Source organism: Nocardiopsis sp. NPDC055879 (assembly GCF_053615935.1).
This window is the reverse complement of the sequence record NZ_JBSHCT010000031.1, coordinates 1-12091: the sequence shown is the minus strand read 5'-3', so window position 1 is coordinate 12091 and position 12091 is coordinate 1. Positions and strand designations below refer to the sequence as shown.

The window sequence follows — 12091 nt, the reverse complement described above, 5'->3', positions numbered from 1 at the left end:
TTAGGGTCACCAGAAATTAACATGCGACATTCCTCACTTATAAGGTCTGACCTTGACTGACCTGATCACGGTTTGGCAGCGATCCACCGTCGCGGAACTCAGCTGGATCTCGCCGTCCGGGCCCACGGGTATCCCGGTGGTCCCGTTGACACTGCGCGATCAGGTGTGCGTCGCCCTGCCCTACTCGATGGCCGACCTCGCTCTCACCCTCGGTGACCGTCGGCACGTCGCCTTCAGCGTGACCGATCAGGGGGCCGGTGGTCAGGTGGGATTGGTGGGCAGCGGACCCGTCGAGGTGCTCGAAGACCTGGAGGGACGGGAATTCGCGGAGTCCCTGGTCGAGCAGGAGGCACTCAAGCATCCACCCACCCGGCTTCGCGCGGACAGCCTCATGGCCCGTCGGGAGAACTGGTGGTGGGTCCCAAGGATGATCGTGACGCTCGCCTCGGTGGAGAGCATCCGTGAGATCCATCCCCGCACCCGGGCCACGGACGCGCTCCTGGTGCGCGACCGCCACGGTCACCCGGAGGTCGACGTGGTCACGGCCGACCGGTGGTCCGACCAATCGGGAGCGAGGACCGAGTTGTGGGCCCGCGGCGGAGGGCTTCTGGCGGGAACCGACGAGCCGGTCTTCACCTTTTCCCACCAGTACAGCCCCGACTTCGAACGATGGGAACGCTGGTCCCGTTCGGGGCGGCTCAACGGCGAGTCCCTACTGGTGGAGCGGGCCGAGGGCGCCCCCGTGGGCGAAGAACCCGCCGGCCCGTTGCCGCCCTACGGTCTCCTCGAACGCTACTCCAACCACCGATCCCTGGCCCGATCCTGCCGTCGAGGGATCTCCGAGGCCGAACGCCGTCGCCGCGCCCGGGGGCTCATGGGGTGAGCAGCCCCCAGGTCACCGCCCAGGAAAGCAGGGTGGCGGCACCCACCAGCAGCAGACCGAGTCGGACCCGATCGACCCCGGTCAGAGGATCTGGCCGGTTCCACCAGGCCAGGAGCAGCACCGCGGTGGCACCCAGCGCGGCCAGCGCGCCCACCTGCAACCCCAGCCAGGGCAATGGTCGACCGAGCACCACCGTGCCGACCTCGGTTCCGGCGGTCATCATGATCCACCCCAGATAGGACATGGTCAGGGGCGGCAGCGACAACCCGAGGACGGCCAGCGCCCCGCGCGCCCCGGCCACGGGCGACCGGCTCCGGCCTTGGCCCCGGTTCCCGCGAACCCTGGCGATCAGGCCGATCCCGAGGTAGGCGGAGAAGCAGACCAGGCTGCCGCCACCGGTGGCGGCCAGGAACCACAGCGCTCCGGGGCCCGCCGGTGGCTGTTGGAGGCTCTCCAGGTCCTGAGCGGGCGGCGCGTCCGACCCGCCTCCCGGGTCACCGGCGGCCAGTCCGTGCACCCAACCGGTGACCGTGTCCACGTACTCCGGCGCCAGGCCCTCGAACAGGGCATCCGGATCGGCAACGCCCTCGACGAAGCCGTCCGGGCTCGGTTTCATCCCGTGTCCCACCCCAGGGACCACACGGAGGGTGTGGTGGGGGTGCCCGCTCCCTTCCAGGGTGTCCCTGTACAGCTCCAGGGTCTGTCCGGGTGGGGTACTGCGGTCGTGTTCGGCGATCACCCCCAGGAAGGGTTGTTCCAGTCGGGCCAGGTCGGGCAGGGGATCGTGGCCGGCCAGGCGGAAGGCGTCGGCGCCCACCACGTGGCGGGTCAAACGCCCGCCCAGGTCGTCGAGCAGCCGGTCGGACACCCCCGCGTGGCGCAGCTGGACCTGGTTCATCCAGATCTGGGTGCGGTCCGGTGGCAGCGCGCTGGGCGCCGCCGCCACCACGAAGTCCACCTCCGCCGATCGGACCCCCGCCTCGATGACGGTCCAGCCGCCCTCGCTGTGGCCGTGCACCCCCACCAGGTCGGAACGGACGTCGGGACGTTCGCGGAGCAACCTGACCCCGGCGACGGCGTCGTCGGCGAGGTCGGGCAGTGAGGCCTCGGAGAGGCCGTCTCCGTCGGCCTCCCCCCGCTTGTCGTAGACCAGGGCGACCACGCCGGCCGCCGCGAAGGCCTCGGCCACCGGCAGGTACGTCTCCATGGGCACGCCTGCGCCGGAGCCGGCGACGAGCACCACTCCGGGGTGTTGGTCCTCCGTGCCCTCCGGGGCGAGCACGGCCCCGCGCACGGTGCGCTCCCCCGCCGTGAACTCCACTGCCACCTGGCTCACCCCTGACGTCCCGCGCTCACGCTCCTCTCGTGGCGGAGCACCGGGATCGTCGGGGGCGGCTCGGGCCGGGAGTGCCAGGAACACACCCAGGAGCAGCAACGGAAGGGGAAGCAGTGCCTTCAGGACCACTGCTCGCTTTCGGGGGGCGGGCATCGGGTCACCTCTCTCGGTTCGGACATCGAGCACGGTTCCCCACGCACAAGAACATGTGCACAAAAACCTGTGCACACTTTATTGTGCACGCCCCTCGCTTCCGGTCAAGGGATTGCACAGAAACCTGTGCACAACTACGTTGAGCCCCATGAGCCCAGCCTCGGAGCCCAGGACGATCGACGACCCATCGGTCCTGAAATCACTCGCCCACCCCCGCCGGCAGCGCATCCTCGCCCGGTTGAGCGAGCACGGCGCCGCGACCTCTGCCTCCCTGGCCCGCGAGCTCGGGCTGAACACCGGCGCCACCAGCTACCATCTGCGCGAACTGGCCAGGAACGGCCTGGTGGAGGAGACCGATCCGCCCGAGGGTTCACACGGCAGGGAACGCTGGTGGCGCACTCCCCGGCACGACCTGCGCTTCCCACCGCGCAGTGCCCAGGAGGAGGCCTTCCGGCAGGCGCTGGACGAGTACGCCCGAGCCACGTTCACCCGTGACTTCGAGGACTTCAACCGCGCTCTGGAGGCCACCGCCGAGGATGGAACCTGGGGCGACGCGTTCCCCTTCTCCAGCGGAAGCATCCAGGTGACACCGGAGGAGCTGTCCGGTTTCTTCGAGGAGTACATCGCCCTGCTCAAGCGCTACCAGCGCGCCCCGGAGCAGACGCCCGAGGGCGCCCGGACCATCGTCACCCGGTTCCTGGCCTTCCCCACCACACCGGACAGCGCTTCGGAACCGGAAAACCCTCCCGAGCGGACCTGAGCACCGCCCTGACAGACCCCGGTCCTCCTGCCCGCAGGCGTCACTTCTCCATGGGCGCCGCTTCCCCGTTGGACCTCGCTCGTCCGGAGACATCCCTTCCCGCGGACATTCCGTCCCCGCGAGCGTCGCTTCCCCGATCAGTGATCCAGGTAGGCCAGGACGGCCAGGACCCTTCGGTGTCCGTCGACCTGAGGATCCAGGTCCAGCTTGGTGAAGATCGAACCGATGTGTTTGCTCACCGCCGCGTCCGACACCACCAGCAGGCGGGCGATGGCCGTGTTGGACTCGCCCCGCGCCATGAGGGACAGCACCTCGCGTTCCCGGGGCGCCAACCGGTTCAGCGGGCTGGAGCGGGCCGCCAGCATCACCCGGACCACCTCCCGGTCCAGGACGGTGCCGCCCGAAGCGACCTTGGTGACCGCCTCGGCGAACTCCTCCACGTCACCTATGCGTTCCTTGAGCAGGTAACCCACCCCGCCCGGGGCGTCGATCGCCAGCAGGTCCGAAGCGTAGGCGGGCTGCACGTACTGGCTGAGCACGATGATCCCCGACCCAGGGCGTTGGCGGCGGATCCGCACCGCGGCCAGCAGCCCCTCGTCCGCGTAGCCCGGGGGCATGCGAACGTCCGTGACCACCAGGTCCGGGTCGTGTTCGCGCACCGCCTCCTCCAAGGCGTCGGCGTCGCCGACCGCGGCGACCACCTCGTGCCCGAACCTGCCCAACACCCCCGCCACACCCTCACGAAGCAGGACCGAGTCGTCCGCGACCACCACGGTCAGCGCGCGCGTCATCGTTCCGGGATCTCCAATCGCACGGTGGTCGGCCCGCCCCGCGGGCTGTCCACGGTCAGCTCCCCCGCCAGGACCGCCAGCCGGTGGCGCAGGCCGCTCAGCCCGCCACCGTCCGGGCTCGCGCCTCCGGGGCCGTCATCGGTGACGTCCACCCACAGTCTCGCGTCCCGTATCCCGCCCCGCACCCGAACGGTGGCGCCGGGCGCGTGCTTGCCGGCGTTGGCGATGGCCTCGCAGACCACGAAGTAGGCGGTGGACTCCACCGCTCCCGGGAGGCGTTCGGGCAGGTCGAGATCGATCTCCACCTCGGACGCGGCGCGGGCCGCCACGTCCAGCAGGGCGGCCGGCAAGCCCCTCTCGGTGAGTACTCGGGGATGGATGCCGCGCACCAGGTCCCGCAGTTCGCTCAGTGCCCGCGTCACCTGCTCCTGGGCCTCCCGTACGGCGTTGGCGGCCGGGGAGTCGGCGGGCAGGTCCAGCCGGGCCAGTCCCAGGGAGGTCTTCACCGCGACCAGGCGTTGTTGGGCACCGTCGTGCAGGTCGCGTTCGATGCGTCGGCGCTCCTCGTCGAAGGCGGTCGCCAGCGCGGCGCGGGAACTGGTGACGTCGCGCAGTTCGGCGACCAACCGGTCCTCGCGCGGGGACAACACGGCGCGGGCGATCTCCGAACGTGTGGCCGCCCATCCCGCGATCAGGTAGAGCCCGACCGGCCACAGGGCGGCCCATCCGAGCACGGAGGCCCACCGTTCGAAGACGTTCAGGTGCCCGGCGTCGACGAAGTTGAGCACGCCCAGGAGGGGAGCGCCCAGCGCCACCCCGAGCACCGCCAGGTCCAGCACGCACAGCATCGTGAGGCTCAGCAGTGTGTACCCGAGGTCGCGCCATGGGCCGGACGTGGAACGCGCGGTCGCCGACCGCTCCGGCCGCTCCCCGACCAGCCCCTCGCAAAGCCGACCCCAGCGCGCCACCAGCGGAGTACTGGCGGGGATCGCCACCAGGACCACGATGAGCACGAGCGGCTCCCAGTACCACGGCCACTCGGTGATGGGCGTGTACTTCACCAGGAGATCCACGCTCCCGACGATGAGCACGCCGCCCACCGTGCCGGCCAGGACGTACGCCAGGGCCCGCCACGGCCACGCCGACAGCAGGAAGCGGTGGGGCGCGAGCGTGATCGCCGCGCGCAGGTTCGGGATGCTCACCCACTCGACGGTAGCCCGCCCGAGGATGGTCGCGCGGTAGAGCAGGGTCTACCTCCGAGACTCCACCACGGGCACCCGCGCCGAACCCGTCCGAACCGCTGTGCTCGAAGTATGAACGCGACACTCGGCGCCACACGTGACGCCCTACGCATCGACTCCGTGACCAAGCACTACGCGACCGGGGACCACCGGGTCGCCGCCCTCGACGGCGCGTCGCTCGACGTGCGGGAGGGAAGCTTCACCGCCATCATGGGGCCGTCCGGTTCGGGGAAGTCGACGCTGCTGCACTGCGCGGTCGGCCTGGACAGGCCCGACGGCGGAAGCATCGTCGTGGACGGGACCGAACTGGGCGGCCTCGGTGAACGAGGGCTCACCGAGTTCCGCCGTGAACGGGTCGGATTCGTCTTCCAGAGCTACAACCTCATCGACGCGCTCACCGCCGCCCAGAACACGCTGCTGCCCGCCCGTCTGGCACGACGGCGCCTGGGGCGCGAGGACGCGCTCAAGGCACTCGACGAGGTGGGGCTGCGCGATCGCGCCGATCACCGACCGCACCAACTCTCCGGCGGTGAACAGCAACGGGTGGCGATCGCCCGCGCCGTCCTGACCCACCCCGCGGTGATCTGCGCCGACGAACCCACCGGCGCCCTCGACCTCGCCCGCGGCCGTCAGGTTCTGGACCACCTGCGCGCGGTCGTGGACACGCACGGTCGGACGGTCCTCGTGGTCACCCACGACCCCGCCGTGGCCGCGCGCGCCGACCGCGTGGTGTTCATGGCCGACGGACGGATCGTGGACGAGATCGACGCTCGCGACGGTGGGCGATTCGACGCCGGGAGCATCGCGCTGCGCATGGCCGGACTGGAGGAGTCATGATCGCGTTCGCCATGGTGCGGCACCGCCTGCGCTCGATCCTGGGCGGGTTCGTCGCGTTGACGCTGGGTGTGGCCCTGTTGGCGGCTTCGGCGATCGTCATCACCTCGGCACGACCGGCGGTGCCGCCACGCTACGAGAACGCCGCCGTCCTGGCCGTACCCGAGGAGGCCGGGACCAGGTCCGATGACTTCACCGTCGCTCGCGCGGTGTGGAGCGTCGACGAGGCGAACGTCCTCGTCGAGGAGATCGCCCGGGACGACGGGGTGACCGACGCGGTGGCCGAGCACCGGTTCCAGGTCCAGGTCATGGACGGTGACCGGATCCTGGGCGACGCGGTCGACGGCGACCCCAACGGCGCCGGGTGGTCGTCCTTCGTCCTCGGGAGCACGAGGTTGCTCGACGGCGCGGGACCCTCCGGGGACGACGAGGTCGTGTTGCCCGCCTCCTACGGACGTTCGGTGGGCGACACCGTCGACGTGCTGACGGCCGGCGCCGAGTGGCCCATGACCGTCTCCGGGATCACCGACGGCGACGACGTCCTGCTCCCCGATCCCCTGGCCGAGGAGAGCGCGACCGGGGTGTCCCTCATCGGTGTGGTCACGACGGCCGGCGCCGACCCCGCGGGCTCCGGTGACCTGGTACGGGGCGTGGTGGGCCCGACCTCGGACGTGTACACCGACGACGAACGCGGCGCGATGGAGTCGGAGTTCGACGCGTCCAACAACTGGGTCGGCCAACAGCTGCTGGTCCTGATCGGCGCGCTGGCCGTGTTCGTCTCCGTGTTCGTGGTCGGCACCACCTTCACCTTCCAGGTCTCGGTGCGCCGCCGTGAACTGGCGCTGCTACGCGCCGTGGGCGGCACTCCACGTCAGGTGCGTCGAATGCTGCTCGGTGAGGCCGCCGTCGTGGGTGTGGTCGCCTCCCTGGTGGGCGCGGCGCTCGGGATCGTCGGCGCGCACCTGCTGGGCGACCGGATGATCGACGGTGGCCTGCTCTCCCGTTACTGGGAGGTGCGATCGGTGGCCCTGCCCGTCGGAGCGTCGGTGCTGATCGGTCTCGCCACGGCGGTCGCCGGGGTCCTGGCCGCCTCGCGCAAGGGTGCGGCGGTCAGGCCCCTGGAGGCGCTGCGCCCCGAAGAAGGCAGGGACGAAACGATGCCGAGGTGGCGGCTGTGGGTCGCGGTCTGCGCCGGGCTCTTGGGCGTCGTTCTGGTGGTGGCGACCATGCGAGGGGACATGGAACAGGCCATCGCCTACGGTCTGGCGTCGAGCCTGGCCCTGCTGGTGGCGGCGGCCGTCGCCGCACCCCTCTACCTGCCACGCCTCATCGGTCTGCTGCCGGGGAACTCACCGCTCACCGAACTGTTGCGCGTCCAAGCGCGTACCGGTCCGCGGCGAACGGCGTCGACGCTCCTACCGGCCCTGCTGGTGTCCACGCTCGCCGTCACCGTGTTGGGTCAGACCGACACCCTCGGCGGCGCCATCGAAGAGCACTCGCGGGGCGAGATCCCCGGCGACGCCATGCTCGTACGGACCGACGGTGGCGGCGGGCTGACCGACACCGCGCTCGAACGCACCCGTGAGCACGTCGGCGGGGAGGTCGTCAGCCACCTCTCCACCGGTGTGTACGTGGACGGCCGTTGGGTGGAGTCCGTGGGACTCCGTCCGGACGCCGTACCCGAGGGAACGGCGCTGGCCTCCCCCGCCACGGCCGGGCGGTTCGGTTGGGCGGAGGGCGACACCGTCGACCTGACCTGGCGGGACGGCACCACCGGCCGGATCCCGGTCACGATCGAGGAGTTCCCACCCGAACTGGAGATGTGGGCGGAACTCGCGCTGCCGCACGACCTGGCCCGCGAGCACGACCCGGCCACCTTCACGATCATGGCGGCGTTCGATCCGGTGGACGCCGAGGCACTATCCACGGCCCTGGCCGACCAAGGCGTGCGCGTCGAGGACACCGACCGATTGCTCGACGAGGGCGTCGCCACCGAGATCGGGCTACTGCGCCTGTTCGCCGGGATCATCCTGGTGTTGTCCCTGGGGTACACGGCGATCTCCCTGGCCAACACCCTGTCCCTGTCCACTTCGGCGCGCCGCCGCGACCTGGCCCTGTTGCGGGTCGCCGGTGCGCACCGGCGACAGGTCCTGGGCCTGTTGACCGCGGAGTCGGGGCTGGTCACCACGATCGGCCTGATCCTGGGCGCGTCGCTCTCCCTGCCCGGTCTGTACGCGCTCACCATCGGGCTCCGGGACGAGTTCGATCCACGCCGGGGCCCGGCGGAGGTCGCCGTGCTACTGCCCTGGTCGGAACTCGGCCTGGTCTTCGCCGCCTCCCTGCTGATCGGGGTCCTGGCCGCGCTGGTACCGGCGGCCCGTACCCTGCGCCGGTCACCGTCGGCCATGGTGGCCGAACGCCGATGACCGGATCGTTCGGTCCCCGGTTCAGCGCCAGGTGGCGAGGTCGGTGCCCCAACGTGAGGCGGTGCGCGCCCAGTCCCGGGGGCCGCCCTCGTAGCGCACCGGCGGCACGGCGTAGCGCAGCCGCCCGTAGGGGGACCCCGCCTCGACCAGCCATTCCTCGGCGTCGTAGGTTCCCTCACCCGGCTCCCGCGCGGCGATGTCGTGCAGCAGCCAGGAGGCCGTCCCCGCGAGGGAGAAGTCCAATCGTCGGCCACGCCCGTCGACCCGCCGATCGGTGAGCGCGCGCAACACGCCCGCGGCCATCAGGTACCCGGTGCCATGGTCGAGGGCCTGCGCGGGCAGGACCCCCGGACGCCCGTCCGGGCCCGACTCGATCGCCGCGATACCGGTGGCCGCCTGTACCAGGCTGTCGAAACCCCGACGACCCGACCAAGGACCGCTCCGATCCCAAGCGCACAACCCGGCCACCACCAGTCCGGGACGGCGCGCGACCAGATCGGCGGCGGCCATGCCGCGCCGGTCCAGGGCCCCGGGCCGGTACCCCGTGACCACCACGTCGGCCGTGTCCAACAACCCCTCCAGAACGCCTCGTCCCTCCGCCGAGTCCAGGTCCACCAGGGCAGAACGTTTGCCGGGGCCGGTGTCGACGTGGCTGTCGGGGTCCTCCGACATCCCGGGTGGATCGATCCGCAGCACGTCCGCACCCAGAAGGGCGAGGGTGCGGGTCGCGACGGGGCCGGCGATGACCCTGGTCAGATCCAGGACACGCACCCCCGCGGCGGGCAACGCCGCCGGTTCCAGATACCGGTCTCCGGCCTCGCCGTGCGGGACGACCTCGGCCAGGGGCGAACGTCCGATCGCCGACGTTCCTCGATCGGGCGCCGGAGCGACCGCCACCGCCAACCCGCCGGCCGCGTACACCCGTTCCTGGACCTCGGTGGCCGCGAGCCCGGACAGGACCGCGGCGAGCCGATCGGGCAGCGTGCCGGGGTCGCCCTCCGCGTCGATGTCGAGCGCGTGGAGCAACCGTTCCCGATGGTGCGGATAGTTGGCGTGGGTACGCACCCAACCGTCGGAGGCCCGCCAGAACCCCGACAGGGGCGCGAAGGAGGTGGGTTCGCGGCCGTCCACGCGCAGGTGTCGTTCGCTGACGAACGCGGTGGCCACCGCGCCCTCGTCCACGTGGACCCGTGGGACCGCACCGCCGTTGCGGGCGGCCAGGAGTTCGGCGGCGGCCAGGGAACAGACACCGACGGTGGCCGTGGCCAGGGCGCGCACCGGAAGTACCGCGGGCAGTACGTTCCCGGCCGTGTGCCGGACGATCGCGGCCGGTGGTTCGGCCGCGCCCGCGATCGCGGTCCAGGCTCGCAGGGTCGTCTCATCGATCATCGGGGTGACTCACAATCCCTACTCGGCGAGGAGGGGGACCTCGCCGAACAGCAGGTGGTACTCGGCCGGCGATGGCTCTTGGGGCGTGTCACGCGAATACATACCCGGTTCGCCCTCCCCCGGGGATCCGCGTCGGCTTCGGTCGGCCCGCCCCAGAGCCGAACCGTGGTCACCGGCGCCACGCTCACAACGGAACACGCCCTAGTAGCCCCGTTCCCCGGCGGGGGTCGCGGTCCCCTCGATCCGGTTCACCCGGTCGAGCTCGTCGAAACCCACCTCCACACCGATGTCGGGTCCGGTCAGGGACAACCTCCGACGGTCCGCGTCGGTGAATCGCGGCGACAACCCGCGCAGCCGGGCGTAGGTGTACACGGCGCGTTTGGGGTCGGACAGCCGCAGACCCGCCACCCCTTCCTGGAGGATGCGCATGACCCGCAGGGGGGTGGGCCGCGGGAGCCTCAGGTCCGGATGTTCGATGATGAAGGAGACCCGGGTGCCGCCGCCCGCGTCACCGTTGTAGGCGAACCAACGGCCGGTGAGGAGCTTGGCCGCCTCGGTCAACGGATGCAGCGCCAGGTGTGCCTCCTCCGGCGCGCCCGGCAGCGTCGCGAAGGGGACCTCGGCCTCGGACAGGGCGGGGATGTCGTTGTCCCGACCGAAGTCCCGAACGGCCGCGCCGAGAGCGGTCAGATCCGGGGAGAAGCCGGAGGGGTTGGCCCAGCCCCACATCCAGGATCGCGGACCCAGGGCGGCGCTGCCCAGCAGGTGGAAGCGTTCGCAGACCAGGGGGCGATCACCGGTGAACTCGAACCTGGGCACCTGGAAGTCGACGTTCCAGTGGTGGTCGCCGAGGAACTCCTCCAGGTGGAGCTGGTGCTCCAAGGAGAACAAGGCCGCGTCGTCGAGTATGTCCGGGAGGGTGTGCTTCTTGCTCATGCCACGATGCTATTGCCCGGTTCCGACACCCTCCGGGGTCGGGGCGCGCGGCGACGAACCGTCCGACGCCACCGCGATGCTCCGGAAGCATCGCGGTGGCGGCCGGTCCGTTGGTCGTCCGGGCGGTCCCTTCGGGTGGTGGTGAGTCCTACCCGCTCAGGAGGTGGTCACCGGCTCTCCGGCCCGGCGCGCCTCGGGGGCGTGGGTATCGGTCGAGGTCGTCTCGGTGATCCAGTCGCCGTGGGCGACCGGGTCGGTCAGCACCATCGGCCCCACGCAGGACGGGTCGACGTCGAAGTCACCGTCCCGGCTGACCACGCCCACCAGTTCCCAGTCGCCCTCCTCGCCCCGCACGGCCGGGCCGCCGGAGTCGGAGATGCACATCTGGGCCGCCTCGGTGGGGTGCTCCGAACACAGGTCGGCGTCCTCGTCCATCTCCGCGCACCGGTCGGGTTCGGTGACCTCGGTGTCCAGTTGTTGGAGGACGGTGGGCTTCTCCTCCTCTCCGAACTCGTCGACCATGCCCCAGCCCAGTCCTCGCACCGGTGTGCCGGGGGTGGCCGACTCGGCGGCGATGTCGATGGGGGTCTCGTCGACCGGAGCGTCCAACCGGAGCAGGGCCAGGTCGTTGTGCAGCAGGTACTGCGAGATGGGGTAGTCGGGGTCGTCGCTCACGTCTTCGACCTCGTATTCGGGGTGCAGGACGGTCTCGGCCACCTCGCGCTCGCTGCCGCCACCGCCACGGTCGGTGCTGCCGACCCGCACAGCGATGTTCTCGGACTCGGTGCAGTGGCCCGCCGTCAACACCCATTCCGCGTCCACCAGCGCGCCACCGCAGTAGTGTTCGCCCTGATCGTTGTAGAGCGCCGCCATGAAGGAGTACTCCTCAGTGGCGTCGGTTCCGCCGATGACGGCGCCGGCCGGGGCGCTCAGGGCGACCGCCGCGAGCAGGGCTCCCGCACCGACCGTACCGACCCGTGTTCCGATTCGCTTCTCTCGGCTGTGGCTCACGTCCTGGCCCTTTCCGTCTCGCTGTCGCTTCGTTCGATGTGACAGCAAAACTACGGAACGGAATCGGCCGGAACATCGACCTCGGGAACGAGAACGCACACCTACGAAAGGCGGGCCGGGAACCGGACCGAGGGCTACGGAAGTCCTCGTCCGTCGCCGATCGGACCGGCCCGCGTCATCTAGGATGCGGAACGTGACTCCTCCCACCGCTGAAGCGGTGGGCTTCTCCTGTCGCTACTCAGGCAACAGGAAGGACCAGCCCGGCCCTGATACCAACGTTGACCGCTCCCACCCGATCGGCGTGCTCTGTGTAGCCGCACTGGACACAACG

At 70.9% G+C, this 12091-nt stretch carries 10 protein-coding genes; 4 read left to right on the top strand and 6 right to left on the bottom strand.

All coding sequences use genetic code 11. From position 1 onward, the window contains the following. Nucleotides 1-52 precede the first annotated feature (52 nt). Nucleotides 53-883 carry a hypothetical protein gene (locus ACWGKS_RS26620; protein WP_358513966.1) on the top strand — a complete coding sequence of 277 codons (831 nt, stop codon included), beginning with the start codon at nt 53-55 and terminating at the stop codon, nt 881-883. Here the strand turns inward: ACWGKS_RS26620 and ACWGKS_RS26615 are convergent. Next, complete coding sequence (locus ACWGKS_RS26615) at nt 873-2372, bottom strand: alpha/beta hydrolase (RefSeq protein ID WP_358513964.1); 1500 nt, start codon at nt 2370-2372, stop codon at nt 873-875. The two genes, ACWGKS_RS26620 and ACWGKS_RS26615, sit on opposite strands and share 11 nt — an antisense overlap. A gap of 148 nt (nt 2373-2520) precedes the next feature. Here ACWGKS_RS26615 and ACWGKS_RS26610 point away from each other — a divergent pair, with 148 nt between their 5' ends. Next, entirely contained in the window at nt 2521-3132 is a 612-nt protein-coding gene (locus ACWGKS_RS26610) for an ArsR/SmtB family transcription factor (protein ID WP_358513962.1), read from the top strand. Nucleotides 3133-3269: 137 nt separating this feature from the next. Here the strand turns inward: ACWGKS_RS26610 and ACWGKS_RS26605 are convergent, their stop codons facing one another. Together ACWGKS_RS26605 and ACWGKS_RS26600 are read right to left on the bottom strand one after the other, a co-directional pair. Continuing rightward, a complete protein-coding gene (locus ACWGKS_RS26605; protein ID WP_358513960.1) occupies nt 3270-3923 on the bottom strand; it encodes a response regulator transcription factor in 654 nt (217 codons plus the stop codon). After that, nucleotides 3920-5125 (bottom strand): sensor histidine kinase, encoded by a 1206-nt coding sequence (locus tag ACWGKS_RS26600; protein ID WP_358513958.1) that lies wholly within the window; start codon nt 5123-5125, stop codon nt 3920-3922. The genes ACWGKS_RS26605 and ACWGKS_RS26600 overlap by 4 nt, the downstream gene beginning before the upstream one ends. Before the next feature lie 111 nt (nt 5126-5236). Between ACWGKS_RS26600 and ACWGKS_RS26595 the strand changes: the two genes are divergently transcribed. Continuing rightward, nucleotides 5237-6001: an ABC transporter ATP-binding protein gene (locus ACWGKS_RS26595; protein ID WP_358513956.1), complete on the top strand. Its 765-nt coding sequence runs from the start codon at nt 5237-5239 to the stop codon at nt 5999-6001. Beyond that, entirely contained in the window at nt 5998-8424 is a 2427-nt protein-coding gene (locus ACWGKS_RS26590; RefSeq protein ID WP_452524420.1) for an FtsX-like permease family protein, read from the top strand. The genes ACWGKS_RS26595 and ACWGKS_RS26590 overlap by 4 nt, the downstream gene beginning before the upstream one ends. Before the next feature lie 21 nt (nt 8425-8445). On the opposite strand, the gene ACWGKS_RS26585 is transcribed toward ACWGKS_RS26590, so the two are convergent. From ACWGKS_RS26585 to ACWGKS_RS26575, 3 genes are all read right to left on the bottom strand, one after another. Further along, nucleotides 8446-9813: a CoA transferase gene (locus ACWGKS_RS26585; protein ID WP_358513952.1), complete on the bottom strand. Its 1368-nt coding sequence runs from the start codon at nt 9811-9813 to the stop codon at nt 8446-8448. Nucleotides 9814-10014: 201 nt separating this feature from the next. Continuing rightward, complete coding sequence (locus ACWGKS_RS26580; RefSeq protein ID WP_358513950.1) at nt 10015-10749, bottom strand: DUF6882 domain-containing protein; 735 nt, start codon at nt 10747-10749, stop codon at nt 10015-10017. 156 nt (nt 10750-10905) lie between these two features. Beyond that, a complete protein-coding gene (locus ACWGKS_RS26575) occupies nt 10906-11760 on the bottom strand; it encodes a S1 family peptidase (RefSeq protein WP_358513948.1) in 855 nt (284 codons plus the stop codon). Between the last annotated feature and the right edge of the window lie 331 nt (nt 11761-12091).